Origin of the sequence: Curtobacterium sp. SORGH_AS_0776 (genome assembly GCF_031453355.1) — a bacterium.
Taxonomy (GTDB): domain Bacteria; phylum Actinomycetota; class Actinomycetes; order Actinomycetales; family Microbacteriaceae; genus Curtobacterium.
This window is the reverse complement of record NZ_JAVIYU010000001.1, coordinates 2,438,297-2,465,222: the sequence shown is the minus strand read 5'-3', so window position 1 is coordinate 2,465,222 and position 26,926 is coordinate 2,438,297. Positions and strand designations below refer to the sequence as shown.

Annotated in this window: 30 protein-coding genes and 1 tRNA gene; 19 read left to right on the top strand and 12 right to left on the bottom strand. The window is 72.7% G+C overall.

Translation table 11 applies throughout. The features are described from left to right. Positions 1-26: 26 nt before the first annotated feature. A complete protein-coding gene (locus QE359_RS12200) occupies positions 27-860 on the top strand; it encodes a family 16 glycosylhydrolase (protein ID WP_217637343.1) in 834 nt (277 codons plus the stop codon). 3 nt (positions 861-863) lie between these two features. Here the strand turns inward: QE359_RS12200 and QE359_RS12195 are convergent, their stop codons facing one another. From QE359_RS12195 to QE359_RS12185, 3 genes are read right to left on the bottom strand one after another with little or no spacing between them, the layout of a single operon-like run. After that, positions 864-1,082, bottom strand: a complete 219-nt coding sequence (locus QE359_RS12195; protein WP_071294861.1) for a hypothetical protein — start codon at positions 1,080-1,082, stop codon at positions 864-866. A 22-nt stretch (positions 1,083-1,104) separates the two neighbouring features. Beyond that, entirely contained in the window at positions 1,105-1,359 is a 255-nt protein-coding gene (locus QE359_RS12190) for a Rho termination factor N-terminal domain-containing protein (RefSeq protein WP_071294860.1), read from the bottom strand. A 24-nt stretch (positions 1,360-1,383) separates the two neighbouring features. Beyond that, positions 1,384-1,719 (bottom strand): DUF3140 domain-containing protein, encoded by a 336-nt coding sequence (locus tag QE359_RS12185; RefSeq protein ID WP_309779375.1) that lies wholly within the window; start codon positions 1,717-1,719, stop codon positions 1,384-1,386. An 85-nt stretch (positions 1,720-1,804) separates the two neighbouring features. Between QE359_RS12185 and QE359_RS12180 the strand changes: the two genes are divergently transcribed. Together QE359_RS12180 and QE359_RS12175 are read left to right on the top strand one after the other, a co-directional pair. Beyond that, the gene (locus QE359_RS12180; protein WP_309779373.1) at positions 1,805-2,704 is read left to right on the top strand and encodes an SDR family oxidoreductase; all 900 of its coding nucleotides are present in this window, start codon (positions 1,805-1,807) and stop codon (positions 2,702-2,704) included. Between the two features lie 88 nt (positions 2,705-2,792). Further along, on the top strand, positions 2,793-2,930 hold the full coding sequence (locus QE359_RS12175) for a hypothetical protein (protein ID WP_156794898.1): 138 nt from the start codon (positions 2,793-2,795) through the stop codon (positions 2,928-2,930). Here QE359_RS12175 and QE359_RS12170 read toward each other — a convergent pair. Further along, positions 2,914-3,549 (bottom strand): DapH/DapD/GlmU-related protein, encoded by a 636-nt coding sequence (locus QE359_RS12170; RefSeq protein WP_309779371.1) that lies wholly within the window; start codon positions 3,547-3,549, stop codon positions 2,914-2,916. The two genes, QE359_RS12175 and QE359_RS12170, sit on opposite strands and share 17 nt — an antisense overlap. A gap of 152 nt (positions 3,550-3,701) precedes the next feature. On the opposite strand from QE359_RS12170, the gene QE359_RS12165 reads away from it, so the two are divergent. After that, positions 3,702-4,649 carry a methyltransferase gene (locus QE359_RS12165; RefSeq protein WP_309779368.1) on the top strand — a complete coding sequence of 316 codons (948 nt, stop codon included), beginning with the start codon at positions 3,702-3,704 and terminating at the stop codon, positions 4,647-4,649. Here QE359_RS12165 and QE359_RS12160 read toward each other — a convergent pair. After that, positions 4,630-5,049: a VOC family protein gene (locus QE359_RS12160; protein ID WP_309779365.1), complete on the bottom strand. Its 420-nt coding sequence runs from the start codon at positions 5,047-5,049 to the stop codon at positions 4,630-4,632. The genes QE359_RS12165 and QE359_RS12160 overlap by 20 nt on opposite strands. A 109-nt stretch (positions 5,050-5,158) precedes the next feature. On the opposite strand from QE359_RS12160, the gene QE359_RS12155 reads away from it, so the two are divergent. After that, positions 5,159-5,836 carry a hypothetical protein gene (locus QE359_RS12155; RefSeq protein ID WP_309779363.1) on the top strand — a complete coding sequence of 226 codons (678 nt, stop codon included), beginning with the start codon at positions 5,159-5,161 and terminating at the stop codon, positions 5,834-5,836. Between the two features lie 156 nt (positions 5,837-5,992). Further along, on the top strand, positions 5,993-8,389 hold the full coding sequence (locus tag QE359_RS12150) for an excinuclease ABC subunit UvrA (RefSeq protein ID WP_309779359.1): 2,397 nt from the start codon (positions 5,993-5,995) through the stop codon (positions 8,387-8,389). Positions 8,390-8,644: 255 nt separating this feature from the next. Here QE359_RS12150 and QE359_RS12145 read toward each other — a convergent pair whose 3' ends face one another. Then, complete coding sequence (locus QE359_RS12145; protein ID WP_309779356.1) at positions 8,645-9,793, bottom strand: epoxide hydrolase; 1,149 nt, start codon at positions 9,791-9,793, stop codon at positions 8,645-8,647. A gap of 104 nt (positions 9,794-9,897) precedes the next feature. On the opposite strand from QE359_RS12145, the gene QE359_RS12140 reads away from it, so the two are divergent. After that, positions 9,898-10,575, top strand: a complete 678-nt coding sequence (locus QE359_RS12140) for a TetR/AcrR family transcriptional regulator (RefSeq protein ID WP_309779355.1) — start codon at positions 9,898-9,900, stop codon at positions 10,573-10,575. Positions 10,576-10,723: 148 nt separating this feature from the next. Here the strand turns inward: QE359_RS12140 and QE359_RS12135 are convergent, their stop codons facing one another. Beyond that, on the bottom strand, positions 10,724-11,140 hold the full coding sequence (locus QE359_RS12135) for a YkvA family protein (RefSeq protein ID WP_396127734.1): 417 nt from the start codon (positions 11,138-11,140) through the stop codon (positions 10,724-10,726). Positions 11,141-11,252: 112 nt separating this feature from the next. Between QE359_RS12135 and QE359_RS12130 the strand changes: the two genes are divergently transcribed. Genes QE359_RS12130 through mgrA form a run of 3 tightly spaced genes read left to right on the top strand, consistent with a single transcriptional unit; the run spans position 11,253 to position 14,010 of the window. Beyond that, positions 11,253-11,624, top strand: a complete 372-nt coding sequence (locus tag QE359_RS12130; protein WP_254789616.1) for a tRNA-dihydrouridine synthase — start codon at positions 11,253-11,255, stop codon at positions 11,622-11,624. Then, positions 11,624-12,931: a glutathionylspermidine synthase family protein gene (locus QE359_RS12125; protein ID WP_309779351.1), complete on the top strand. Its 1,308-nt coding sequence runs from the start codon at positions 11,624-11,626 to the stop codon at positions 12,929-12,931. Before QE359_RS12130 ends, QE359_RS12125 begins: the two co-directional genes overlap by 1 nt. A 35-nt stretch (positions 12,932-12,966) precedes the next feature. Then, the gene (mgrA, locus tag QE359_RS12120) at positions 12,967-14,010 is read left to right on the top strand and encodes an L-glyceraldehyde 3-phosphate reductase (protein WP_071301990.1); all 1,044 of its coding nucleotides are present in this window, start codon (positions 12,967-12,969) and stop codon (positions 14,008-14,010) included. An 87-nt stretch (positions 14,011-14,097) separates the two neighbouring features. On the opposite strand, the gene QE359_RS12115 is transcribed toward mgrA, so the two are convergent. Then, positions 14,098-14,173: transfer RNA gene (locus QE359_RS12115), tRNA-Val, on the bottom strand. An 86-nt stretch (positions 14,174-14,259) separates the two neighbouring features. On the opposite strand from QE359_RS12115, the gene QE359_RS12110 reads away from it, so the two are divergent. The 5 genes from QE359_RS12110 to QE359_RS12090 all read left to right on the top strand — a co-directional run bounded on the left by QE359_RS12110 (position 14,260) and on the right by QE359_RS12090 (position 18,046). After that, complete coding sequence (locus tag QE359_RS12110; protein ID WP_309779349.1) at positions 14,260-14,904, top strand: SatD family protein; 645 nt, start codon at positions 14,260-14,262, stop codon at positions 14,902-14,904. Beyond that, on the top strand, positions 14,904-15,761 hold the full coding sequence (locus tag QE359_RS12105) for a hypothetical protein (protein WP_309779339.1): 858 nt from the start codon (positions 14,904-14,906) through the stop codon (positions 15,759-15,761). The genes QE359_RS12110 and QE359_RS12105 overlap by 1 nt, the downstream gene beginning before the upstream one ends. 184 nt (positions 15,762-15,945) lie before the next feature. After that, positions 15,946-16,473, top strand: coding sequence for a hypothetical protein (locus tag QE359_RS12100; protein WP_309779338.1), 528 nt, complete (start codon positions 15,946-15,948; stop codon positions 16,471-16,473). 35 nt (positions 16,474-16,508) lie between these two features. Continuing rightward, positions 16,509-17,489 carry an aldo/keto reductase gene (locus tag QE359_RS12095; RefSeq protein ID WP_309779337.1) on the top strand — a complete coding sequence of 327 codons (981 nt, stop codon included), beginning with the start codon at positions 16,509-16,511 and terminating at the stop codon, positions 17,487-17,489. Continuing rightward, on the top strand, positions 17,486-18,046 hold the full coding sequence (locus tag QE359_RS12090; protein ID WP_309779336.1) for a hypothetical protein: 561 nt from the start codon (positions 17,486-17,488) through the stop codon (positions 18,044-18,046). Before QE359_RS12095 ends, QE359_RS12090 begins: the two co-directional genes overlap by 4 nt. 49 nt (positions 18,047-18,095) lie before the next feature. Here QE359_RS12090 and QE359_RS12085 read toward each other — a convergent pair whose 3' ends face one another. The 3 genes from QE359_RS12085 to QE359_RS12075 are packed head-to-tail and all read right to left on the bottom strand — an operon-like array spanning position 18,096 to position 21,374. Continuing rightward, positions 18,096-18,749, bottom strand: coding sequence for a hypothetical protein (locus QE359_RS12085; RefSeq protein ID WP_309779335.1), 654 nt, complete (start codon positions 18,747-18,749; stop codon positions 18,096-18,098). Position 18,750: 1 nt separating this feature from the next. Continuing rightward, positions 18,751-20,325, bottom strand: coding sequence for a CoF synthetase (locus QE359_RS12080; protein WP_309779333.1), 1,575 nt, complete (start codon positions 20,323-20,325; stop codon positions 18,751-18,753). Next, positions 20,322-21,374 carry a hypothetical protein gene (locus tag QE359_RS12075; RefSeq protein ID WP_309779332.1) on the bottom strand — a complete coding sequence of 351 codons (1,053 nt, stop codon included), beginning with the start codon at positions 21,372-21,374 and terminating at the stop codon, positions 20,322-20,324. Before QE359_RS12075 ends, QE359_RS12080 begins: the two co-directional genes overlap by 4 nt. A 103-nt stretch (positions 21,375-21,477) precedes the next feature. On the opposite strand from QE359_RS12075, the gene QE359_RS12070 reads away from it, so the two are divergent. From QE359_RS12070 to QE359_RS12055, 4 genes are all read left to right on the top strand, one after another. Beyond that, positions 21,478-21,855, top strand: coding sequence for a holo-ACP synthase (locus tag QE359_RS12070; RefSeq protein ID WP_309779331.1), 378 nt, complete (start codon positions 21,478-21,480; stop codon positions 21,853-21,855). Between the two features lie 113 nt (positions 21,856-21,968). Continuing rightward, positions 21,969-22,256, top strand: a complete 288-nt coding sequence (locus tag QE359_RS12065) for an acyl carrier protein (RefSeq protein ID WP_309779330.1) — start codon at positions 21,969-21,971, stop codon at positions 22,254-22,256. Continuing rightward, on the top strand, positions 22,253-23,446 hold the full coding sequence (locus QE359_RS12060) for an acyl-CoA dehydrogenase family protein (protein ID WP_309779329.1): 1,194 nt from the start codon (positions 22,253-22,255) through the stop codon (positions 23,444-23,446). The genes QE359_RS12065 and QE359_RS12060 overlap by 4 nt, the downstream gene beginning before the upstream one ends. Further along, positions 23,443-25,986 (top strand): alpha/beta fold hydrolase, encoded by a 2,544-nt coding sequence (locus QE359_RS12055; protein ID WP_309779328.1) that lies wholly within the window; start codon positions 23,443-23,445, stop codon positions 25,984-25,986. Before QE359_RS12060 ends, QE359_RS12055 begins: the two co-directional genes overlap by 4 nt. On the opposite strand, the gene pip is transcribed toward QE359_RS12055, so the two are convergent. Continuing rightward, entirely contained in the window at positions 25,951-26,922 is a 972-nt protein-coding gene (pip, locus tag QE359_RS12050) for a prolyl aminopeptidase (protein WP_309779327.1), read from the bottom strand. The genes QE359_RS12055 and pip overlap by 36 nt on opposite strands. Between the last annotated feature and the right edge of the window lie 4 nt (positions 26,923-26,926).

Below are 26,926 nucleotides of genomic sequence, written 5' to 3'. Positions count from 1 at the left end.
CCACACCGACACACGAGGAGCACCGCATGGACGACCGCATCGACCGTCGCCGGTTCATGACCGCCGGCATCGCCGGGACCACCGCCGCGATCGTCGGCACGAGCATCGCGAGCCGCTCCACGCCGGCCGTGGCGGCAGCGGGCACCCTGCTCGCCGCGGACGAGTTCGACGGGCCAGCAGGCAGTGCACCGAACAGCGCGGTCTGGCGGTACGACCTCGGCGCGGGCGGGTGGGGCAACGGGGAACTGCAGACCTACACGGACTCCCGGCGGAACGCGGCGCTCGACGGTGCCGGCAACCTCGTGATCACCGCCCGGCGTGAGGCCGACGGTTCGTTCACCTCGGCACGACTGAAGACCGAGGGCACGTCGACGGCGCAGTACGGCCGGATCGAGGCGCGCATCCGGATCCCCCGGGGGCAGGGGATCTGGCCCGCGTTCTGGATGCTCGGCGCGGACATCGGGTCGGTCGGGTGGCCGGCCTGCGGCGAGATCGACGTGATGGAGAACGTCGGGTACGAACCGACCGTGGTCCACGGCACGGTGCACGGCCCGGGGTACTCCGGCGCGCAGGGCATCTCGGCGGCGTCCACGAACCCCACGGGGGCTCCGTTCGCCGACGACTTCCACGTGTTCGGCGTCGACTGGCGTCCGGACTCGATCACGTGGTCGGTCGACGGCACGGCGTACCGGACGCTGACCCGCGCCGACGTCGGGGCGAATCCGTGGGTGTTCGACAAGCCGTTCTTCGTCGTCCTCAACGTGGCCGTCGGCGGCTCGTGGCCCGGGTCACCCGACGCGTCGACGCGCTTCCCGCAGCAGATGACGGTGGACTGGGTGCGCGTCTTCGCGAACGCCTGAGCCTCAGGGGCGGCCGCGGCCGTTCCGCGCGACCAGCCACAGGTACGTGCTGTGCCCGATGAGGGCGAGGCCGAAGAACACCGCGGCCACGGCGTACACGCGGTCGAGCTTGCCCTGTCCGATCACGAGCATCACGACGCAGAACACGACGGCCACGGCGAGCACGCCCACCTGCACCGTCGACCAGATCCGTCGGAAGCGCGGCATGCCCGTCTCGTTCACGACTCCATGGTGCCAGATGCCGTCAGTGCTCCCGGAGCGCCTCGACGAGTTCGGCCTTCCGCTTCGACGAGTACCCGGTGATGCCGAGCTCCTTCGCGCGTCGCTTGAGGTCCGCCACGGTCCAGTCGTCGTACGACCCGGACTCGCCGCCCTTCTTCGCCACGGCGTGCTCGCCCCGCGCCGCCGCGGCGTTGCTGATGCGGGCGGCCTTCTCCTTCGAGTTGCCCTCCTTGCGGAGCTCCTCGTACATGTCCGGCTTCTTGAGTTGGTTCGGCATGGCGCACACCGTACGCCGAGACAGTCAGCCCTTCTCGGGGTCATTGCCCCAGTTCATCAGCGAGTACCGCCACGGGGTGCCGTGCACGTCGCCGCTCGGACGTTGCTCGGCATGTCGCGCGACGTAGCCGACCACCTTGCGCATGTGGGCGTAGTCGGCGTCCGTGTAGTCGCCTTGCTTCTTCTCGAGAATCCGGACGATGTGCCGCCCGCTCTCGTGCCCGGTCGATTCGCCGCCGCCGGCGGGCTTCTGTCCGACCTGCTTCGACTCGTCGGTGTCGAGCCACTTCCTGAGTTCCGACGCGGTCATGTTGACCGCCTCGTCGAAGTCCTTCCGGGTCTGCTGCTCGTCGTCGCTCATGGCCTCGACCGAACACCGCACTTCTGGGAACCGGTCCAGAGCGGGTCCGGTTTCGTGGGAGGGAACCGATGAGAGGACCCGCACCATGCCCCGCGACCAGTACGAGCCAGCCGACCCGCGTACCCGCTACCCCGACGTCCAGCCGGAGCCGCAGACGCAAGCCGAGCCGGGCCTCCAGAGCCGCATGCGGCCGGTACCGGACCTCGGTGAGGAGACCTACCGGGGAACCGGCCGGCTCGCCGGTCGGAAGGCGCTGATCACCGGCGCGGACTCCGGTATCGGTGGCGCCGTCGCCATCGCGTTCGCACGCGAGGGTGCGGACGTCGCGCTCGCGTACCTCCCGGAGGAGCAGTCCGACGCGGACCACGTCATCGAGCAGATCCGCGCCGCGGGCCGGACGGCCGTCGCGGTGCCAGGTGACCTGCGGGACCGGTCCTACGCGACCACGCTGGTGGAGCAGGCCGTCGCGGGGCTCGGCGGCATCGACGCGCTCGTGAGCGTGGCCGGCAAGCAGCGTTGGCAGCCCGAGGTCGAGGACCTCACCGACGAGCAGTTCGAGGCGACGTTCGACGTCAACGTGTTCGGGCTGTTCCGCCTGGTCCGCGCTGCGCTCCCCCACCTGCAGCCGGGGTCGACGATCACCACGACGGCGTCGATGGAGGCGTACAAGCCCGCTCCGGACCGGCTCGACTACGCGGCGTCGAAGGGCGCGATCAACAACCTCTCGAAGGGGCTGTCGCAGGCACTCGTCGAGCGCGGGATCCGGGTGAACATCGTGGCGCCCGGACCCACCTGGACCGTCCTGCAGCCGAGCGGCGGCGTCGACCCGGAGTCGCTCCCCGAGTTCGGGTCGAGCGAGTCGCCGATGGGCCGCGCGGCGCAGCCGGCCGAACTCGCGCCCGCCTACGTGTTCCTCGCCTCGCACGAGTCGAGCTACGTCGCCGGGGAGACCCTCAACGTGAACGGCGGCATGGTGACGCCGTGACCGGGCACGGCCCACGGGCTGCACGCACCCGGGAATGGAACGGGCGTCCCGGGTGTCTCATCCACCACCGAACGCGAAGGAGCACACCATGAGCCACGACCTCCACGAGAGCACGGCCGTCGACGTCCAGCGGAGCTGCACGCCGGCGACGACGGTCTCCGTCCTGCACGACGAGCGCAAGCCGTCGTTCGGCCGCTGGCTGGGCCAGATCAACCGGCAGGACTGACCGCCGGAGCGACGCTCGCGGTCGAGGCCGCGGGCGTCGCCGCCGCGGCGGCCGCAGGTGCGGGGGCTGCGCCCGGGACGCCGAGTTCGCGGATCCGTCGCGCCGGCACCCCGGCGTAGACCCCGTGGGAGGTGAGCCGCCCCCGGACGACCGCCCCGGCCGCCACCACCACGTCGTCCTCGATGACCGTCCCGGGCAGCACGACGGCACGCCCACCGATCCAGACCCGCTCGCCGATGTCGACCGACCGGCCCGAGGCGGTCTCGCTCCACGCCCCGTCGTCGCCGATCTCGTGGTGGCTCGTCATCACGAGCACCTGCATCCCGATCGCGGTGTGGTCGCCGATCCGGACCGGCGCGACGGCCTCGACCGTGACGTTCCGGTTGAAGTACACGCCCCGGCCGACCACGAGGTTCTTCGGGTCCCCCGTCAGTGAGAACAGCGGACCGGGGCTCGACGCGAGGTCGGCGCCCGCGGCGGACGCGATCAACCGGCGTACCGCACGCGGCAGGAACGGCGACCCGAGCAGCAGCGTGAACAGCGTGTACTCGCGGGCGTGGATCGCGTCGTCGCGCAGCCGTGAGCCGAACGTGGACGGAGATGCGGTGCGTGCGGACATGCCGCCTCCAGGTCTCGCAGGGGGACGTGTGCGTCCTCGCACACAGCCGGAACGGTAGGTCGGCTCGAGCACGGTCGACAACGCGGGGACCGGGGCGTTGCGCGATTCTTGCGGTGTCTGCTGCCGGGATCCTCCACTGCTACCGTGCTCGCATGTCCTGGGGCCGACGGTACTTCGCGGTCCAGTCGGTCGCGGGGGCCCTCTGGTGGATCGCGGTGTGCACCCTCCCCGGGGTCCGGTCGGCGACCCTCGGCTCGCTCGACCCCGTCGTCGTCGCGGTGTTCGACGTCCCGCTCTTCGTCGTGGCATCGGCGCTCGCAGCGGCCGGCAGTCGCGCATCCGCGGTGGTCACGACCGGGTGGACCGCGCTGGTCATGGCCGCCCTCGCCGTCTGGGCCACCGCGACGACCGAGGCCGGTGCCGGAGTGCTCGTGATGATCGGCGCGACCGTCGGGTCCGCCCTCGCCCTGGCGCTCGTCGTGCTCGGCCGGGTCCCGACCGAGTGGCTGACGACCGGCCCGCTGCGGTTCCGGACCGCCGACCCCGACGCGGGTCGCCGCCGCCATGTCCTCGGCACCGTCCTGCAGATCACCGTCTTCTGGGGGCTCTTCCTCGGGGTGCTGCCGCTCGTGATCGCCGCCGCCGAGCACCACTGGCGGCTCCACCCGACGCTGCCCGACGGCGTCGTGACCACCGCCGTCGTCACCGGAGCCGTCGCACTCGTCGCCGCGAGTGCGCTCGGCATCGCCTCCGCAGCGGCGATGTCGACGCAGGGCGCCGGGACCCCGCTGCCGTCCGCGATGCCGAACCGGCTCGTGATCGCCGGTCCGTACCGCTCGGTGCGCAACCCGATGGCGCTCGCCGGCATCGCCCAGGGCGTCGCCGTCGGACTCCTGCTCACCTCGTGGATGGTCGTCGTGTACGCGCTCGCCGGGTCGATCGTCTGGAACTGCGTCGTCCGCCCGCTCGAGGAGGCCGACCTCGACCACCGGTTCGGCGACGACTTCCGGCGCTACGCCGCACGCGTCCGGTGCTGGGTCCCCCGGTGGCCGGTCCCGGCGAGCGCCCCGGCGGACGCGATCAGCCCGCCGCGCCGCTGATGTTGACGAGCCAGGTCACGCCGAAGCGGTCGGTGACCATGCCGAACGTGTCGCCCCACGGGGCTTTCGTGAGGGGTTCGATGATCGTCTTCGCCCCGTCGGCGAGCCCGTTCCAGTAGCGCGTGAGGGCTTCTTCGTCGTCACCGCTGAGGGACACCGAGATGTTGCTGACGTCGGGGCCCTCCATGCCGGTCGGTGCGTCGGAGGCCATGAGCAGCAGAGCGTTCTCGCCCTCGAGCTGGCCGTGCATGACCTTGTCGGCGTCGGCGGGGTCCTGTGCCATCCCGGCCTCGCCGAAGGTGTTGACGGTGAGTTCGCCGCCGAAGACGCCGTGGTAGAAGTCGAGCGCGTCACGGGCCTGGTCGCGGAGGCCGATGTACGGGTTGAGTCGGACGGTCATGGTGGACTCCTCGCGGATGGTGCACGGGCGCCGTCGTCCGTGTCGCGTCGATCGTCCCAGACCGTCGGCGCGCGCGGAAGCCCGTGGGCGGGTCGTGCAGGATGGGGCGGTGGACAGCGACGACGCGTACGACGAGCACCTCAGCGCCGAGATGCCGTGGACCGAGGTGGTCCGGACACTCGAGGGCCTCGGGTGGACGCCGTGCGGCACCGGGGACTGGGCGTGCGCGTTCCGTTCTCCCTCCGGTCGGCTCGCGGCGCGGGTCAGCCCGTTCGACCCCGCCGGGCCGTACTCGGCGATGCTCTACCGGGTGGCGGCGCACACCCGTCAGGTCCCCGTGCTGGTCGACCACCGCGTGCTCGAGGGTGGGTCCGACCTCACGGTGATGGAGTACCTCGCGGCGGTGTCCGCGGCCGAAGGGGCGGCCTTCCATCGGTCGATTCGTGCCCGCGAGCCGGACGTGGCGGCGCTCGCCGAGCACATCGACGCCGTGCACGCGCGTGGCGCCCGGGAGCAGCCGTGGTGGGGTCCGCTCGACGACAACCCGGCGAACGTGATGCGTGGCTCGGACGGCCGGCTGGTCGTCGCCGACCTGTTCTACGCGGACGGCCCCGCGCTGTACGCCACGGTGCGGGACGACCCCGACCGGGTCGTGCGGGACTACCCGGAGCACCTGCGTCGGCACATGACGGAGTTGCCGCTGGCGAGTTCCGGTGGGTGGGCGGCCGGCGACGCGGAGCGGATGCGCCGGGCACTGGCGGCGGCTGACCGACGCCGGTCGGGATGACGTCCGGACGGTCCCCACACACCACCGGCACCGGGCGCTCCCCGCGCACGACCAGCACCGGACGGTCCCCGCCCACCACCAGCACCGGTCGGTCCCCGCGCACCACCAGCCCCCGAGCACCCGAGCACCCAGCCGCTTCGGCCTAGCATCGTGAGGATGCCCGACCCCCGCCCCGACGAGTTCATCCGCGTCCGCGGCGCCCGCGAGCACAACCTGCAGGACGTGGACGTCGACATCCCCCGCGACCGCATCGTCGCCTTCACCGGCGTCTCCGGCTCCGGCAAGTCGAGCCTGGCGTTCGGCACCGTGTTCGCCGAGGCGCAGCGCCGGTTCCTCGAGTCCGTCGCCCCGTACGCCCGGCGGCTCATCGCGCAGGGGTCCACCCCGCACGTGGAGTCGATCACGGGACTCCCCCCGGCCGTCGCCCTGCAGCAGCGCCGCGGTGCCCCGAGCGCCCGCTCCACCGTGGGCACGCTGACGACCCTGTCGAACTCGATGCGCATGCTCTTCTCCCGCGCCGGCACCTACCCGCCGGGAGCCGACCGGCTCGAGTCCGACTCGTTCTCGCCGAACACCGCCGCCGGGGCCTGTCCCCGCTGCCACGGACTCGGCACCGCGCACGAGGTCACCGAGGCGTCCGCGGTCCACGACGACTCGCTCAGCATCCGCGACGGCGCGATCACCGCGTGGCCCGGTGCCTGGCAGGGCAAGAACCTCCGGGACGTGACGGCGGTGCTCGGCTACGACATCGACCGGCCGTGGCGGGACCTCCCCCGCGCCGACCGCGACTGGCTGCTCTTCACCGAGGAGCAGCCGGTGGTCGAGGTGCACCCGAAGCGCGACCGGGTCGCCAAGCCCTACCGCGGTCGGTTCTGGAGCGCCCGGCAGTTCGTGCTGCACACCCTCGCGGACTCCCAGAGCGAGACCCAGCGCACCAAGGCCCTGCAGTACGTCGAGTCCGGACCGTGCGGCCTGTGCGGCGGCACCGGGCTCACCCGGGCGGCCCTCGCCGTCACGGTCGGCGGGCACAGCATCGCCGACCTCAACGCGCTGCCGATCACGGCGCTCGCCGACGTGCTCCGGCCGATCGCCGCGATCACGGACGCCTCGGCGGCGACGTCCCGTGCGTCCTCGGGCGAGCACACCGAGGTGGCCGTCGCGATCGCGGGTGACCTCGTCACGCGCCTCGACGTCCTCCTCGGCCTCGGGCTCGGGTACCTCGCGCTCGACCGGTCGACGCCGACGCTCTCCCCCGGTGAGACGCAGCGGCTCAGGATCGCGACGCAGCTCCGCTCCGGGTTGTTCGGTGTCGTGTACGTCCTCGACGAGCCGAGCGCCGGTCTGCACCCCGCCGACGCCGAGTCCCTCGTGCAGGTGCTCGACGACCTGCGCGCCGGCGGCAACAGCGTCTTCGTGGTCGAGCACGACATGAGCATCGTCCGCCGCGCCGACTGGATCGTCGACGTCGGGCCGGGCGCGGGCTCCGGTGGCGGCACCGTCCTGTACAGCGGTCCCGTCGACGGTCTCCAGCACGTCGAGGAGTCGGTGACGCGGCGGTTCCTCCACCCGGCCGGCCCACCTGCCGTCCGCACACCGCGGGAGCCGGTCGCCACCCTGGCGCTCCGCGACGTGACGCTGCACAACCTGCACGGTCTCGACGTCGACGTCCCGCTCGGGGTCCTCACCGCGGTCACGGGGGTGAGCGGCTCGGGGAAGTCCTCGCTCGTCGGTGGCGTCCTGGCCACCGAGGGCGCCTCGCACCCGCTCGTGACCCGGGTCGTCCAGGTCGACCAGAAGCCGATCGGCCGCACGCCCCGGTCGAACCTCGCCACCTACACGGGCCTGTTCGACGCCGTCCGCCAGGCCTTCGCCGCCACCGATGCCGCACGGGAGCGCGGCTGGGGCGCCGGACGGTTCTCGTTCAACGTCGCGGGCGGCCGGTGCGAGGTGTGCCAGGGCGAGGGCTCCGTCTCGGTCGAGCTGCTGTTCCTGCCCGGCAGCTGGGCGCCGTGCCCGGAGTGCCACGGTGCCCGGTACAACGCCGAGACGCTCGAGGTCCGGTGGGACGGCGCGAGCATCGCCGACGTGCTCGGCATGACCGTCGACGAGGCGGCACCGTTCCTCGCCGGCCTCCCGGCCGCGGCGCGCGGGCTCGAGACGCTGCGCCAGGTCGGTCTCGGCTACCTCCGACTCGGCCAGCCCGCCCCGGAGCTGTCCGGCGGCGAAGCGCAGCGGATCAAGCTCGCCACCGAACTGCAGCGCGCCCGGTCCGGCCACACGCTCTACCTGCTCGACGAGCCGACCACCGGCCTCCACCCGGCCGACGTCGAGCTGCTGTCCGAGCAGCTGTCGCGGCTCACGGACGCCGGCAACACGGTCGTGGTCGTCGAGCACAGCATGGACGTCGTCGCGGCGGCCGACCACGTCATCGACATGGGTCCCGCCGGCGGGGACGCGGGCGGGCAGGTGGTCGCCGCCGGCACACCGGCCGCAGTCGCGGCGTCCGCCACGAGTCGGACCGCGCCCTACCTGCGCGCGCAGCTGGGGCGGTGAACGCGACCGGGTGACGGCCTGGAGGCGCGGTGCAGGCCGGAACCGCGCCTCCAGTCCGACCCGGTGCGGGTCGCGAGCCGCAGCGCTCGCTGAGTGGCCATCAGCTTTTCATCCCTCAGGAGGATGCACCTGCGGGGCGACCGGAGCATGCTGAGCGGTGTGTGGGGAGTCCGGTCGTCCGCGACCGCGGTCGTGGGGGCCGCGGTCGCGACGCGACGGACCGTCTGATCCGACCCGGTCGGGGTCGATCCGTCCTCAGCGACGCAGCCCGCGCAGCCCGCTGCGGAGCTCGTCGACGAGGAGCTCGGGCTGCTCGAGTGCCGCGAAGTGCCCACCGCGCGGCGCCTCGCCGTAGTGGACGAGGTCCGGGTAGGCGGCCTCGATCCACGTGCGCGGCAGGAGCGGGATGTCCCGCGGGAACACGGTCACGGCGACGGGGAGGTGCAGCACCGGTCCCGCCATCGTGACGCTGCGGTTCTCCCAGTAGATCCGGGCGGACGACGCGGCGGAGTTCGTGAACCAGTACAGCGAGATCGTGTCGAGGATGTCGTCGACGTCGATGGCCTGCTCGGCGAGGCCCTGGTTGTCCGTCTTCGACTGGAACTTCTCGTAGATCCACGCTGCTTGCCCCACCGGTGAGTCCGCGAGGGCGAACCCCGGCGTCTGCGGCTTCGTGCCCTGCAGGTGGTTCGACCCGCCGAGCGGTCCCGCATAGCGCGCGAGGGTGTCGACCGCGTGCTGCTCCTCGGGCGTCCGCTCGTCCGAGATCGTCTCGGGGACGGCGTACGGGGTATTCAGGTGGATGCCCGCCAGCCCCTCCGGGCGCGCCGCCGCGAGTGCGGTCGTCACCACGGATCCCCAGTCCCCGCCGTGTGCCACCCACCGGGTGTACCCGAGTCGCCGCATCAGCTCGGCCCACGCCGTGGCCGTGCGATCGGCGTCCCACCCCGTGGTCGTCGGCTTGCCGGAGAACCCGAACCCGGGCAGCGACGGCACGACCACGTCGAAGGCGTCCGCAGGGTCACCACCGTGTGCGGCCGGGTCGGTCAGCGGACCGATGACGTCGACGAAGTCCAGGACCGACCCCGGCCAGCCGTGGCTGAGGAGGAGCGGCATCGCTCCGGGTTCGGCGGACCGGACGTGCAGGAAGTGGATGTCGATTCCGTCGATCTCGGTACGGAACTGCGGGGTGCGGTTCAGCCGTTCCTGGAACCGCACGGGGTCGTGGTCGTGCACCCAGTGGTGCACGAGGGCCCGCAGGTTCTCCGACCGGACGCCCTGCGACCAGTCCGGCACGGTCTCCGGGTCGGGCCACCGGGTCCTGGCCAGACGGGCGCGGAGGTCGTCGACATCCGCCTGCGGGACGTCGACGCGGAACGGGCGGACGGCGGTGGATGCAGTCATGGTCTGCGGTCCTCACGATGGGTGTGCGGCAGATCGTTGCACACGGTTGCGCAACGAACACCGGAACCGTAACCCATTGCACAGCAGTGTGCAATGATCGGTGCATGGCTTCCGGATCCGCACGCGACCTCGCGATGGACGAGACACGGAACCGGATCCTCGACGTCGCCCGCGAACTCCTCGGCCGGCGACCGGATGCCGGCATGGGCGAGATCGCACAGGCCGCCGGAGTGGTCCGCCGCACCGTCTACGGGCACTTCCCGGCCCGCACCGACCTCGTCCGCACGCTGGCCGAACGAGCGGGAGCGGAGATCGGTGCCATCCTCGAGCGCGCCGACGTCGACGGATCGCCCGCCGACGCCGCGTGGGCGCAGTTCGTCACCGACCTCTGGCCGCTCGCTCACCGGTACCGGGTGCTGTTGGCGCTCCGCCGCGGGCAGCAGGGCGACGAGATCCACGCCCTGCTCGGGGCGGTGGACCGGCGTCTCGCCGTGCTCGTCCAGCGGGGTCAGGACGACGGGGTCTTCGGGCGGCACCTCCCGGCGATCCCCCTCGGGCAGATCGCCTCCGCGACCGTCTTCGCCATCGCCGACGACAGCCGCTCGACGGCACCGGACGCGCCGGATGCCGGCGACGGAGCGGACGACGGCGATGCAGCGGGTGCCGCCGATGCAGCGGGTGCCGCAGATGCACTCGATCTGCGGGCCGCGGTCACCACCAGCCTCCTCGTCCTCGGCGTCCCGGCAGCACGGGCGCAGGAACTCGCTCCCGCGTCGGACTGACGGGGTCGATCGGGACCACCGTCGCCGCGCAGCACCGCCGCCAGCGACTCCGCCGCGCCCACGCCCCCACGCCCGCGCCAGCGCGCGTTCCCACGTGCACGTCCGGGCCCCGGGCCCCGGGCCCGTTCCCGGCCGGGTCTCGGCCTGGTCAGGACACCGACAGCCCCACCGCGGCGCGCACTGCACGCAGCCCCTCCGGCGTACCCGGCCAGTGCCGATCCAACGCCACCGCACCGGCCCGCCGCGTGACGAACCGGAGTACGAGCGCGACGACGATCGCGTCGTCGAGGTACCCGATGACCGGCAGGAAGTCCGGCACGAGGTCGATCGGCAGCAGCAGGTACCCGAGGAGCGCGACGAGGGCGATGCGCACCCCCCTCGGCACCGTCAGGTCGGCGACGAGCCGCCGGACCAGCCGCACGACGTCGGGGACGAGCCGGAGCGCCTCGACCAGCCGGAGGCCGTCGCCCGATCGACGTGCGGCGACCACCAGGGCGATCACCACGACGCCCCACACGATGACGAACCCGCCCAGGATCGCGATGACGACCGACCACCACTCCATGCCCCGAGCATGGCGGACACGGTGCCGCGGAAGCTGAGCGAACGGACAGGTCACGCTGCGAAGGCGGTGTCGAGCCGGAACGGTGCCGCCCGCCCCGGTACTGTTCCCGTTCGTGAGTGTTCGTCGTCGCGCGTCCCGTGTCGTCTCGATCGGGGTCGTCGCAGCCCTCGCCGCGTCGTTGACCGGCTGTGGGGAGGGGTCCGGGGTCGACAGCGACTACGCGAAGATCTGCCGCGACAACTCGACACAGAAGCGCCTGCCGGACGACGACTGCAACAACCACGGCGGGCACGCCGGCTGGTACTACCTCCCGCTCAGCGGCAGCCGGGCGACGAAGGTCCCCGCCGTCGGCGACGCCGTGTCGGGCGGCACCGCCAGCCTCCCGTCGGGCAAGACCGCGGAGTCGGGCATCTCGTCCCGCGGCAGCTCGGTGACGAAGGGCGGCTTCGGCGGGTCCGGCGAGCACGGCGGGTTCGGCGGCTGATGGAGCGCGTCGAGTTCACCGAGCGCCCGGACTGGCAGCGACGGATCCAGCAGACCGGCCTCATCTACTCACGGTCGGTGCGCGAGGACGGCACCGCGGTCGAGTACTGGAACGACGGCGCGGCGTACGTGTTCACGCTGCCCGAGGTCGAGGCGCTCGAACGGCAGACCGAGGAGCTGCACCGCATGTGCCTCGAGGCCGCCCGGTACCTCGCCTCCGGCGAACTCGGCACCCTCGGGCTCACCCGCGAGGGCTTCGACCTCGCCGCGTGGTCGCTCGAGCAGCGCGAACCGGACGTGTACGCCCGCTTCGACCTCGCGTACGCGGGCGACGGCTCCCCCGCGAAGATGCTCGAGTACAACGGCGACACCCCCACCGGGCTCATCGACGCCTCGGTGACGCAGTGGCACTGGCTGCAGGACCGCATCGCCGACGGGACGCTCCCCGCCGACACCGACCAGTGGAACGGCATCCACGAGGCGATGGTCGCCCGCTGGCGCACCCTGCTCCACGCATCGCTCCGCGCCGAGGAGGGCGGTCGGCTCTTCGTCGCCCACTCCGACCTCGACACCGCCGGCGAGGACTGGAACACCGTCGCGTACATGCGGGACCTCGCCGGCGAGGCCGGGTGGGAGCACACCGGCATCGAGATGAAGGACATCGGGTGGCACGCGGTCGCCCGGCAGTTCGTGGGCAACGCCGAGCCCGTCGGCTCGTCCCGGAGCGTCTTCACGCTGCCCGGCGACGAGGACGGCACGCAGTACCCGGTCATCCGGAACCTGTTCAAGCTCTACCCGTGGGAGGACCTCGTCTCCGGGGACGACCGCGCCCGCGGTGACCAGGAGTTCGGCGCGTTCCTCGTCAGCGACCGTGGGCGCCTCGGCCGCTGGTACGAGCCCGCGTGGAAGATGTTCCTGTCGAACAAGCTGCTGCTGGTCGCGCTCTGGCGGCTGTTCCCGGGCCACGAGAACCTGCTGCCGGCGTTCGCCGACGGCCCGAACAGCATGACGGACTTCGTCGTGAAGCCGGTGTTCGGGCGCGAGGGCGACGGCATCGCCGTGCACCGCGCGGACGGCTCGGTGACGACGAACGGCTCGGAGTACCGCCGCGCCGGCACCGGCGGCGAACGGGTCTGGCAGCAGTACCACGAGCTGCCGGACTTCCCCGGGTCACGCGGCCACAACCACCCGGTGCTCGGCTCGTGGGTGGTGGACGGCGAGTCGTACGGCGTCGGCATCCGCGAGTCCGACGGCCCCATCACCGACTACTGGTGCCGCTTCGCGCCGAACGTGATCACCGCGTCCTGAACGACGGGGCCGCGCGTCCTGCCACGATGGACGGCATGACCTACACCGCCAGCAGCGACCGCTACGACACGATGCCCTACCGCCGTACCGGGAACTCCGGCCTCGACCTGCCGCTGCTCTCGCTCGGCTACTGGCACAACTTCGGCGACGACGTCGCCTTCGAGACGCAGCGTGCCGTGAGCCGCCGCGCCTTCGACCTCGGCATCACCCACCACGACCTCGCGAACAACTACGGGCCGCCCTACGGCGCCGCCGAGGTCAACTTCGGGCGCCTCATGCGTGAGGACTTCCGGCCGTACCGCGACGAGATGATCGTGTCGACGAAGGCCGGCTGGGACATGTGGCCCGGTCCCTACGGCCAGGGCGGCGGCTCCCGCAAGTACGTCCTCGCATCCCTCGACCAGTCGCTGCAGCGCACGGGCCTCGACTACGTGGACGTCTTCTACTCGCACCGCCTCGACGCGTCCACCCCGCTCGAGGAGACGATGGGCGCCCTGCACACCGCGGTCCAGCAGGGCAAGGCGCTCTACGTCGGCATCTCGTCGTACGACGCCGAGCGCAGCCGCCAGGCCGCCGCGATCCTGCGCGACCTCGGCACGCCCCTGCTCATCCACCAGCCCTCGTACTCGATGCTGAACCGCTGGATCGAGACCGAGGGGCTGCTCGACGCCGCGAGCGAACTCGGCTTCGGCGTCATCGGCTTCACCGCGCTCGCGCAGGGGCTCCTGACCGGCAAGTACCTCGACGGCGTCCCGGAGGACTCCCGCGCCGCCGCCGGCAAGTCCCTCGACGCGTCGAGCATCACACCGGAGGTGGTCGCTCACCTCCGTGCCCTGAACGACGTCGCCGCCGCACGTGGCCAGTCCCTCGCGCAGCTCGCGCTGGCCTGGGCGCTCCGCGACGAGCGGGTCACGTCGCTCGTCATCGGCGCCTCGCGCGTGTCCCAGGTCGAGGACAACGTCGCCGCCCTGGCGAACACGTCCTTCACCGACGAGGAGCTCCGCACCATCGACGAGCACTCCGTCGGGATCGCGGACGTCGACCTGTGGGCCGGCGCGCGCGCCGGTCAGGTCTCCTGAGCGGGAACCGTCACCAGGTGGCGGACGGGAGGCGCGGTGCGGGGCCGCGCTGCGCCTCCCGTCCCGCAGGCGGTCGCGTCTGCATTCTGGTGGGCCCTGCCGGGATCGAACCGACGACATCCACGGTGTAAACGTGGCGCTCTACCAGCTGAGCTAAAGGCCCTCACGTGGAGTCTACGGCGTCGAACACCCGGCCCGATGTTCAGCCACAGGCTTACTTTCGGCGATGTGAAGTCGTATCCTTAACACGTGCACTCCGACCCCGTGATCGCGGTGATCGTCGACCTCGTCGACTCCCGCACCCTCGACGACCGCGCAGCGGCCCAGCTCGAGGTCGCGCGCGCCTTCGACGGTACCCCAGCGGTCGAGGCGGTCGATCCGCTGCGCGCCACCGTCGGCGACGAGTTCCAGGCGATCTACGCCACGCTGACCGACGCGCTCGTCGCGACCACGGCCGCGATCCTCGCCCTCCCGCCGACCGTGCAGATCCGGTTCGGGATCGGGCGCGGCACGGTGCAGACGATCGGAGCGGGTGCGGTCGGCCCCCTGCAGGACGGGCCCGGGTGGTGGTCCGCACGCGACGCCATCAACGAGACCCACCGGCGCGAGGACGGCCGGACCGCGTTCCTCCGGGCCTGGTACCACGACGCCGAGGACCGCCACGGACCGACGGAGCGACTCGTGAACGCCTACTTCCTGAGCCGCGACCACGTCGTCTCGCGCCTGACCCCGCGTGCACGGCGGATCGCCCTCGGGCTGGTCCAGGGCCGGACCCAGGCGCAGATCGCTGCTGACGAGGGCATCACGCCGTCGGCAGTGTCCCAGTCCGTGCAGAAGTCGGGCGTCGCCGCACTGGTCGAGGGCCTGCGGGTCCTCCGGGACGGGGGCCGCTGATGCTCGCCGGGGTCCTCCTCGCCCTCATCGGGACGGCCGACGTCGTGCGCACCCGGACCGGCACCGACGCCGCCCCACGCCGCGTCCTGACCGTGATCGTGGTCCTGCTGCTGTGGATCGGGGTGGCCGTCGTCGCCGTGCCGGGCCTCGGCCTCCCCGTCGGGGCGGTGGCCACCGCGATCGTGCTCGCCGCCCTGTGGATCGCCACGACGACGCCGGTGCGGCCGACCGACGCCCGGCCGTCGACCACGCCGCGACGGGTCTGGTGGCGGCGTTCGGGCTCGTGGCCGTCGGTCCTGCTCGCGGTCGCGCTCGCCGTGCTGCTGCTGACGGTCCCGTCCGTCGATCCCTCGGGGTTCGTCGTCGAGTGGCAGCGTGGTTCCGCGCCGGCCTTCGTCGCCGCCGTCCCGCTCGCCGCGATCGTCGGCGGCGTCGGAGCGGCACTGTTCCTGGTCGACTCGGCCAACGTCGTCGTCGCCCAGGCCCTCCCGCCGGGGCTCTCCCCCGACACCGTCAGCCAGTCGGTCGAGGGCGGGCCGGCGTGGCGGCTGTTCGCCCGACGACCCCGTGGCGACGCCCGTACCGCTGCGGACGGCGACGGCAGCGAGGGCACGGTCCTGCTGCAGGGCGGCCGCATGATCGGCCCGATCGAGCGTCTGCTGCTCGCCGGTTTCTCGCTGGTCGGGGCGTTCCCCGTGGTCGCTGCGCTGATCGCGGCCAAGGGCATCGTCCGCTTCCCGGAGATCCGCCGCGAGACGACCGGGTACCAGGCCGAGTACTTCCTCATCGGCAGCCTGGTGAGCTGGGCGATGGCGTTCGCCGCGGCCGGCATGTGCTGGTTGCTCGCACAGGGCTGAGGCTCGCGCTCCCCGTCGAACCGCGAATCCGACATCGAACAACCGCCTGGTCCCGGTTCGATGTCGGATCCGTGGTTCGACGCCGCCAGCGCACCGCTGTCCGGCCACGCACCGCCGACGCCACGGGTCGATCCACAGCGACCGCCCCGGGAGATCCCGGTCCTCGCCGGGTAGCGTCATCCCCGTGAACGGAGTCGGAGTCCTCGACGAGGCCGGCCGCCTGCGGCTGCTCGGGGCCGGTGCGACCGGTGCCGCCTTCGCCGTCGTGCTCGTCGTCCTCGTGGCGTCGTCGTGGACGGAACCGACCCCGGCGCTCCTCGTCGGCCTCGGCGTCCCCTCCGCAGCGGTGGGCATCGCGATCGCCGTCGTCCTGCAGCTCCGCTCCTGGCGCGCCGAGGGCGGGTACGACCGGAGCGTCGTCGTCCGCAACTGGGTGCTCGACGGCGAGGTGCCCCCGACCGTGCCGGCCGCCGAGTGGATCCCCCTCGTGCAGGCCCAGGCCGAGCGCGAGGTCGCCGGCTGGGGCAAGATCGTGCTCTCGACGATCTGGATCCTGATGACGTGGTCGATGCGGGACCAGCACGGACCGGTCATCACGACGATGCTCATCCTGCTCTGGATCGGCCTCGGCCTGCGGAGCGCACTCTGGGTGATCCCCCGCGCCCGGGCCGCCAAACGACTGCTCGGCCGCGGCGTCGCCACCCCCACCTGATCCCGCCCGGCACCGTCCTGGGTACGCTCGCCGTCATGCAGAGTCGCACCCTCGGCCGTACCGGCCGCTCCGTGTCCGTCGTCGGCCTCGGGACCTGGCAGTTCGGCGGTGACTGGGGCCCGGTGTCCGAGGCCGACGCGAACGCCGTCATGGACGCGTCCGTCGAGTCCGGCGTCACGCTGTTCGACACCGCCGACGTCTACGGCGACGGTCGGAGCGAACAGCTGATCGGCGCGTGGCGGGCGGCCAACCCCGACGTCCCCCTGACGATCGCGACGAAGATGGGTCGGCGCGCCGACCAGGTCCCGTCGAACTACATCGCCGCGAACTTCCGCGAGTGGGTGGACCGCTCGCGTCGGAACCTGCGGCAGGACACCCTCGACCTCGTCCAACTGCACTGCCCGCCGACCGAGGTCTTCTCCGACGACGCCGTGTACGACGCCCTCGACGGCCTCGTCGCCGACGGTTCCGTAGCCGCCTACGGCGTCAGCGTCGAGACCGCCGACCAGGCGCTCACCGCGATCGCCCGCCCCGGCGTCGCCACGGTCCAGATCATCCTCAACGCGTTCCGCTTCAAGCCGCTCGACCGCGTGCTGCCGGCGGCCCGGGAGGCCGGGGTCGGCATCCTCGCGCGCGTCCCGTTGGCATCGGGGTTGCTGTCCGGCAAGTACACCGCCGACACCTCCTTCGCCGAGGGCGACCACCGCAACTACAACCGCCACGGCGAGGCGTTCGACCAGGGCGAGACGTTCAGCGGCGTCGACTTCGAGGACGGCGTCCGTGCCGCACAGGTCTTCGCCGCGTCGTTGCCCGATGCCGTGTCCGTCCCGCAGGCGGCGATCGCGTGGGTCGTCGCCCAGGACGGCGTGACCGCGGCGATCCCCGGCGCCCGCAACCCGGAGCAGGCCCGGTCGAACGCCGGAGCGGGCTCGCTCCCCGAGGTGCCGGGCCTCGACGAGACGGTCCGCGAGCTGTACGACGAGTGGTTCCGCGCCGCCGTGCACGACCGGTGGTGAAGCCGGCGGCCGTCGGCGCAGCGCTCGCGGCCCTCACGGTCCTGGCGCTCGTCGCGGGCGGGACGGCACCTGCGGACGGCACCTCACGGTCCGCTCCCCCGTGGCCCGCGCCGACGGCCCTCGCCGAGCGTGCCGACGATGCCGGACTGCGCAACGTCTGGGGCGAGCGGCTCGCCGAGCACGTGCACACCCACCTGACGATCCTCGACGGCGACGTCCCCGTGACGGTGCCGGCGAACGTCGGGCACTCGGACGCCCGACGGTTCGCCGCGCAGCTGCACACGCACGACACCTCGGGCATCCTGCACGTCGAGTCCCCCACCCGGCAGACCTTCACGCTCGGGCAGTTCTTCGACGAGTGGGGCGTCTCGCTCGGCCCCGCGCACGTCGGTGGGCTCCGAGGGGAGCTGACGGTGTGGGTCGACGGCCGACGGTTCTTCGGCGACCCGCGTTCCATCGCGTTGACGAACCGCCGCGAGGTCGTGCTCGACGTCACGACGATCGGCGAGGTCCCGCACCTGCCGCCGCCCTTCGACTGGCCGCCGCAGTACCGCTGACCCGCGCCGCGCCCGGCGACGCCGCGTCAGGCGACGCCGCGCCGCGCCCTCAGTCGCCCGGTAGCCCGAGCGCGCTCCCCCGCGGGACCGGTCGCGGCTCTGGAGGGTGCACAGCCCGGAGCGCGCGAACCAGCTCGCGGTCGTGCCGGTCGGAGCCGCCGCCGACGCTCCCGAGGCCGTACCGCGCACGCAGTCGGACCGGCCCGTGGACGGTCTCGAGGCGGATGCACGACATCGTGAACGTCGGGTACCACGGAGGCCGGTACTCGCCCACGTCGATCGACGTCACGTCCACCCACCGCACGGTCGACACGGGTTCCGGTTCCTCGGGCGCCCACCCGTGCAGGCCCGCGTCGTCGACCGTCCACACCACCGGCAGCGACGTCGGCACCCCGACGGCGCGCTGTCCGGATGCCCAACGCCGCACCGGCAGCCAGAGCCGGATCGGCAGCCCACCGACCTCGTGCACCCGTCGCGCCGTCGCGCGGTCGGCATACGGGAACCACAGGTTCGGCACGACCACCACCACGCCCGTGATGATGACGGAGGCCGCGATCGCGCTGATCGTCGGTTCGGTGTGGAACGCGACGCACGCTGCGGTGCCGACCGCCACCGCGACGAGGCTCGCCACACGGAGCGGCACCGGGTCGACGAACCGGCCGTCCCGCAGCCGCTCCAGCCACGCACGAGGGTCCCCCTGCACGTCAGGCCTCCTTCGGGGCGGTCCACGCCAGGTCGAGGTCCCACGCGTCCACCGAACCGGCCGGCAGCTGCCACACGTACTCGTTCTTGAGCTTGCGGCCGTCCTCGCGGAAGGGTCCGGTGCGGTACGGGTAGAACGCCACGGTCGGCAGCGTGCCCGGTGGTGCCGTCCGGATCGCGTTCGAGAAGTCCCTGTTCAACCGCCGCAGCTCGGCGACCACCGCGCCTCGAGCACCGTCGGCGTCGAACCCCGATGCGCCGGACGCGAGCTGGAACGCGATGTGCAGCTGCCGGTCGCCCCGGTCGTCCTCGTAGCTGATCAGCCGGTGGTTCTCGACGGCCTCGAGCAGTGCCGGGTCGCCGTAGACCACGTCGCGTACGACGTCCGGCGCGACGACCGCCCCGTTGTAGTCGACGGACAGGTCGGACCGCCCGTAGTGGAACAGCAGCGGCAGGTCGAGCTCGGCGGCGTCGGCGAGCTCGTCGAACCCGTGCTCGCGCAGGGTCCGACGCAGCGAACGCATCCGCACCACGTGCCCGCGGTCGTGGATGTTGTACCGGATGCGGGGGCTGATGTTCTCGGACCGGGCGATCGTCACGACCAGCTCCCCGAGCTCGTTCGTCTCGATGAGGTACCCGAACGGGTTGAACTGGAACACCATCGGCAGCACGCCGTACTCGGCTTGCTTCGTCAGCGCGGCGGAGAGCTCCGGCGACGCCGCGATCGCCCGACGCAGCTGCACGCTGAACGGCGTCTCGATGCCGAGGTTGATCTCGAGGTCGCTCGCCCCGTACGACCCGAGCACGGCCTGCGCGTACTGCTCGATGTGCGCGCGCATGTTCTCGCTGATGCCCTCGCCGCCGAACGCCGCGACGATCGTGTACTCGCTCCAGTCCACCCGGTCGTCCTCGAACAGTGCCTTCAGGAACGGCGGGTAGCTGCAGATGATGTACGTGAAGTCGGTGCCGAACTCGCGCATCGTCTGCACGATCTTGTCGCGGTCCGGCCCGATCGACTTGATCATCGACGACTCGGTGAGCGACGCCGTCACGTTCATGCCGGTGGCCCAGGCGCCGAGGGAGAACGCGTTGAGCACGAACGGCTGCTTCGGCAGGTCCTTCGCGGTCCGCGAGAACCCGAGCTGCAGCAGCTGCCGGGTGGCCTGCCGTTCGTCGGGGCCGCGCACCCAGCTGGTCGGTGTTCCGCTGGACCCGCTCGACTCGTCGACGACGACCCCGCGCCGGGGCAGCCGACCGTCGATGCAGCGCTCGGGGATGCTCCACCGCTTGACGTACGACTCCTTGTCCATCTCGGGTAGCCCCGAGATCGCTGCGGCGATGCCGCCGCGTGTGTCCAGACGGGAGGCACGCCCCGCCTCCGCCAGGAACGCCCCGTAGGCGGGCACCCGCTTCGCAGCCCGCTCGGCCGTCCGCCACGCACGCCAGCGTCCGAGGGTCCAGCGGAGCGGCTCGATGCCCGGCGTGAGCAGGAGCTTGTGGGTGCCGACACGCGGCATGAACAGCGCCACGACCGTCTCGACGACCCAGACCACCGAGAACACCGCCGCGCGCTTCACCGGGCACCCCCGATCGTCATCGCCGCCGCGGGTCGACGGTGCGCCGGCGGTGGCGGTGCGCTGTGGCCCAAGCGGAAGAGCATCCACGCCATCCGGCCATCGGACTCGTCGACGCCCGCGCGCTCGACGAACGCGACGTGCGACCGCGGGTTCGTGATCACGGTGCCGAACGGGTGCAGGGCGACGCCCCGTGCCGTGAGCTCGAGCCAGATCCGCATGAAGGTGCGACCGGCCTCGACGTAGTCCGCCGGCGACGAGAACGGTCCCTCGAGCCACCCGAGCTGCCGGACGCCGCGCATCGTCGACAGGTACACGCGCTTGAAGACCCCGCCGAGGACGGGTGCCTCCCAGAGCCCGCGGTGCTCCATCGCGAACCGCAGCACCGGTCCGGGCATGAGCATCGTCTCCGCCGACAGCCCGTCACCGGACTCCGCCGCCTGCCGCTTCGAGAACCGCAGCCAGTGCAGGATCTCGTCGTGCACGGCGTCGTGCTGCAGGTCGTCGAACAGGGTCTCCTGGTTGACCCGGACGATCTCGTCGACGACGGCACGGTCCGAGGTGGTGCGGAAGCGGTGGCCGGCCGCCGACGCGATGGCGGACGCGGCCTCGATCGCGGACTCGTCCACCAGGGTCGCGTCGTAGGGCCTGCGCGAGGTGCGCCGTGCGAGGAAGCGGGCCAGCGCCTCCCGGTCGTCCGCCGTCGCGGCTCGCGGGCGCAACGCGACCGTGCCCAGTCGGTGCAGGTGGTCGTCGGCCGCGCCGGAACCGGCGCCGGCGTCCAGCCGCCCGAAGTCCATCTCGGCGTGGTCCAGCCGTTCCTGCACGGTGAACCCGTGCGCCCGGGCGACCACGTCGAGCCCGGCCAGGAACACCCCGGCGCAGACGTGGCCGAACGGGATGCCGAAGGACTCGGCCGGCAACCCCCTGCGCAGGTCGTAGAACACGGTCGCGGTGCGGTCGTCCTCGACGCGCACGACGATCGGTTGCGAGTTGTGCGGCGACGGGTAGTGCCGCGCGTCCTCGATGATGCCCGTCCACGGTGATGCCATCGGTTCCCCCTCGGTGGTCTGTGCCGTCGATCATACGAACGCCCGGTGACGCCCATGCCGTCCGGGGAATGCAGTGCTGTCCGAGCCCGCGTACGCTCGGCCCATGGCCACGATCCGGACCGGCACCGACCTCGCCGCGGTCGAGGACGTGATCGCCGGGATCACCGCGCACGGCGAGCGCTACCTCGCCCGGGTCTTCACCCCGCAGGAGCGCGCCGACGCCGGGGACGACCCGGAGCGCCTCGCCGCCCGCTTCGCCGGCAAGGAGGCCGTGCTGAAACTGCTCCGGCCGGAGCGTTCGGACGCCGTCCCGCTGACCGACGTCGCCGTCGTGCTCGACGCCGTCGGCGCCCCCGTCGTCGAGCTGACCGGTCGTGCGGCGGAGCTCGCCGAGGCGGTCGGCTGCACGTCGATCGCGGTCTCGTTGTCCCACGAACGGGGACTGGCGATCGCCACCGCCGTCGCCCTCTCCGAGCGCTGACGCAGCCCCCTGGGCCGCTCTCTGTCAGGGCACTCAGGTCCGGCGCGGCGCGTGCGGTTTCACGCACCCGCACGGCGGCTTTCCGGGCCGCCGTCCTCCTTATCGTTGCCAGCATGCACCAGGACCCGACCTCCGCAGCGACCGCCGTCACACTCGTCGCCCCGACGACCGAACTGGCCGTCCGGCGAGCCCTCGCCGACCACGGACGGCTCGTCGTCGACGCCATGGACGTGGCGTCGATCGCCGACCTCTACGCCCTCGGGCTGACCTCGCACGCCACCGTGAACGTGATGCTCGCGGTCGAGAACGAACTCGACGTGGAGTTCCCCGACGCCGCGCTGCACCGGTCGACCTTCGCCACCATCGAGTCCATCGCCACGGCAGCGGAGACGGCGGCGTGATCACCGAGGAGCGTCCGGCGAGCGCCGGGACGACCGTCTCCGCAGTCGACCGGTTCGCCGAGCGAACCGCCCTCGTGGTCGACATCGCCGCCCGCTACGCCGACGAGGTCGACCGTGACGCCCGCCCCCCGCGCGAAGCGATCGCCGCGATGAAGGAGCACGGTCTCCTCGCCGCGGCGGTCCCGGTGGAGCACGGCGGTGAAGGGGCCACCCTCGCCGAGCTCTCCGTCATCGCGACCGAACTCGGACGTGCGTGCGCCGCGACGGCCATGGTGTTCGCGATGCACCACGGCCAGGCCATGGCGCTCTGGCGGCACGGCGGCGTGGCCCTCGGCGTCACCGCGATGATCGAGGCCGTGCGGGACGGCGCCCTCGTCGCGTCGTCCACCACCGAGCGCGGCATCGGCGGCGATGCCCGTCGGAGCACCTGCGCGATCGAGCCCGACCAGGCCGGACGCATCCGGCTCCGCAAGGACGCCCCGGTCATCTCGTACGCGACCGAGGCCGACGCGATCCTCGTCACCGCCCGGCGCGACCTCGACGCGCCGGCGTCCGATCAACGGCTCGTCATCGCGCTGCCGGCGGAGACCACGCTCACGCAGACCTCGACCTGGGACACGCTCGGGCTCCGCGGCACGTGCAGCAACGGCTGGCTGCTCGACACCGAGACCCACGAGGACCGCGTCCTCCGCGACGACTACGCGACGATCTCCGCCCGCACCGTCCTCCCCGTGTCGCACGTGCTCTGGGCGTCGGTGTGGCTCGGCATCGCGGCGGACGCTGCGGACCGTGCCCGTCGAGCCGTCCGCAAGCAGGCGCGTGCCGCCGTCGGCCAGACCCCTCCTGGAGCCCTCCGGCTCGCCGAGCTCCTGGTCGACCTGCAGACCATGGCCGACGCCGTCCGGCACGCCGCGGCCCGGTTCGACCAGGTGGCCGACGACCCCGAGGTGCTCGAGTCGACGGCGTACGCGCTGGCTGTGAACGCGCTGAAGATCGGCTCCTCCGAGCGGGTCACCGACCTCGTCACCCAGGCGCTGCGGATCGTCGGCATCGCCGGGTTCGCCGCCACCGGGGAGCTCAGCATCGCCCGGCACCTCCGAGACGCGCACGGTGCCGCCGTGATGGTGAGCAACGACCGTCTCCTGCAGAACGACGCCGCACTGGCACTCATGACCGGAGCCATCCTGTGACCATCACCGAACCGACGACCACGACGCAGTCCGCACCCGCGTCCGACCTCGACGCCGCCCGCGCCGCGCTGCGTGCACGGCTGCTCGCCGACGGCGTGCTCATCGACCTCGGGTCGCCGGGGCTCTACGGCCGCACCGGAGTGTTCGAGCGCGTGTACACGGCGGTCGACACCGCGGCCGTGGCCAGCCAGCGGGACCTCGACGCCGAGGTGCTGCGCTTCCCGCCCGTGGAGCCGCTCGCGGCGTTCGAGCGCACCGACTACATCGCGTCCTTCCCGGACCTCGCCGCGTCGATCTCCGGCTTCACCGGTGACGACCGCACGCACCGTGCCCTGCTCGCCGCCCGTGAGCGCGGAGAGCGGTGGGAGGGCTTCCTCGAGCCGGCCGACCTGATGCTGACCCCGGCGGTCTGCCACCCGGTCTACGGGCTCGTCGGGGACCGCGTCCCGCAGGACGGCCGCACCTTCGACATCGTCGGCGACTCGTTCCGGCGCGAGCCCTCGCTCGACCCGATGCGGCTGCAGGCGTTCCACATGCACGAGTTCGTGCACATCGGCACGCCCGGCTCGGCCCAGCACCACCGTGACGACCGCATCCCGGTCATGCGCGCGCTGCTCGAGTCGTTCGGCCTCGAGATCGACGTCGTCCCCGCGAACGACCCGTTCTTCGGACGGGTCGGGCAGATGCTCGCCCGGAACCAGGTCGAGCAGGCGCTCAAGTTCGAGTTCGTCACGCCCGTCTACGGCCCGGAGCACCCGGCGACCGCGATCGGCTCGGCGAACCTGCACGAGGACCACTTCGGCACCTCGTTCGGCATCCGCAACCGCCGATGGCGAGGTCGCGCACAGTGCCTGCGTCGCCTTCGGCCTGGAGCGCATCACGATCGCCCTCTTCGCCGCACACGGCACCGACCCCGACGCGTGGCCGGCTCCGGTCCGCGCGGCCCTGGCCCTGTGAGCACCCACCACGGCTGGACGGGTCGCCCGGCCCTCCGCGTCGCCGTGCAGCTCCCCGTCGCGGCGCGCGCCGGCGTCGTGATCTGTCCGCCGCTCGGGCAGGAGGGCGTCATCGCGTACCGGACCCTGCGCCTGCTGGCGGACCGACTGGAGGCGCGTGGCGTGGCCTCGGTGCGCTACGACCCGTCCGGACGTGGTGACTCCGCACCCGACGGCGATCCCGACGCACAGGTCCGGTCGGCACGTCGCGCCGCAGCGGTGCTGCGTGGTGCCGGGGTCGAGCGGATCGCGTACGTCGGCCTGGCCTCCGCCGCGCCGATCGCCGGCGCCGCAGCCTCCGACACGGACGGCCTGGTCCTCTGGGACGCGCCCGCCTCCGGCCGCGCCTGGCTCCGGAAGCAGCGAGCACTGGCGACGATCACGATCGGCGCCGACCGCGTGGTCGACGGCGTGGAGAGCCTCGTCGGCATCGACGTCGACCCCACCGAAGCTGCAGCGCTCGGTGCGCTCACCTACCGGGCGCGCACCGGCCCGACCATCGCCCTCGTGCGCCCGGGCAGCAGCGCCCCCGCAGCGCTCGGCGACGTGGCGACGACCGAGGTCACCGGGAGCGCCGAGCTCCTCGACGGAACGAGCATGGTCGCCCGGATCCCGGGCTCCGCCGTCGACACCGTCGTGGCGTGGACGGACGCGTGGGCGCCGACGGTGGCCCTGCCGGTCCTGCCGCCGGCACTCGACGAGGTCCTCGACGTGGACGCCCGCACGTCGGAGCGCATCGTCCGGATGGGCCCGGAACGGCTCTTCGCCATCGAGACCGTCACCTCCGGCCAGCACGAGGACGCCCCGGTCGTCGTGCTGCACAACGGCGCCGCCGAGCACCACGTCGGCGCGTCCGACTACCAGGTCGCCCTCGCACGGACCCTCGCCCGCGACGGTGCCCGGGTGGTCCGGGTCGACCGCAGCGGCACTGGTGAGAGCTCCGCGGTCCACGAGGACGAGCGGTCCGCGATGTTCGCGCAGGAGTGGATCGACGACCAGCAGGCGGTGGTCGACGCCCTCGCCGTGGACTCCCGACGGCTCGTGCTCGTGGGCATGTGCGCCGGCGCGTGGCTCGCGGGGCGCTCTGCGGACGCCGCACCGCGCATGGTCCTCGAGATCAGCCCGAACGACTACCGCCGCCAGCCGGCCGCGGTGGGCGCGTACGCCGATGCCCTCCGCGCGATCGACGAACCGTCGCCGCTGCGTCTCGTGCTCCGTCGCTGGTGGAACGCCGTCGTACCCGAGTGGGTACGCGACCGGGTCGCCCGTCGCGACCGGGTCGGTGGGGTCGTCGGACACGTCCGTCCGCTCGTCGAGCACGGCACCGACGTCGTGCTCATCGCGTCGCCCGTGGACGTCGAGCTGTTCGAGCGGCTCGGTGGTCCGCGTGCCCTCCGGCGGTGGGGCACCCGGGGCCGGACCGGCAAGGTGGAACTCGTGCGGGTGCCGGACGGCGACCACTCGCTGTTCTCCCCGGTGATGCGGCAGGCCGTGCTCACCGAGGTGCGGTCACGCGTCGCGGCGACGTTCCCCGTGCACGCCTGACCGGCGAGCGAACCCGTCGATGGCGCGCTGCGCGATCGCGACCTCGGTGGGCCCGCCGTGTCCCTCGTCCTCGACGACCTCGAGGCGGCTGCCCGGCCACGCCCGGTGCAGCATCCACGGCGTGATGACCGGCCCGCTGACGTCCCGTCGCCCGTGCACGAGCACGCCGGGGATCCCGGCGAGCTCGCCGGCGCGACGGAGGACCTCGTCCGGACCGAGGAAGCAGTCGTTCGCCCAGTAGTGGGTGACCAGGGTGGCGAAGTTGCGCCGGTCCCGGGGATCGGCATGCAGCTGCCCCGGACGCCACGCCGGGTCGAGCGAGACGTGGGTCGACTCCCAAGTGTCCCAGCTGTCGGCTGCGGCGTCCCGGACGGCGGGGTCTCGCGACCGGAGCAGGCGGGCGTGGTGCTCGACCGGCCGCACCCCCGCAGGGACGTCGGCGGTGAACCGTGACCAGGCCTCCGGGAACACCGCCCCGACCCCCTCGGTGATCCAGTCGACCTCGCGACGGGAACCGGTGGTCACCGCGACGAGCACGACCTCGGTGACGCGCTCGGGGTGCTCGAGGGCGTAGGCGAGCGCGAGGGTGCTGCCCCACGAGACACCGTGCAGCAGCCAGCGCTCGACGCCGAGGTGTCGCCGCAGCGCCTCGACGTCCTCGATCAGGGCCGCCGTCGTGTTGCGGTCGAGCGACCCGAGGTCGTCGATCGCCCACGGGGTGCTCCGCCCGCACCCGCGCTGGTCGAGCCCGATGATCCGGTACACCTCGGGGTCGAACCGCTGCCGGTAGCCCCCGGCGCCGAGACCGGACCCCGGGCCGCCGTGCAGGTACAGCGCCGGGCGGCCGGTCGGGTTGCCGGACACCTCCCAGTGGATCCGGGCGCCGTCGGGGCGGTCGAGCCAGCCGTGGTCGTGGGGGTCGATGGGCGGGTGCACCCCC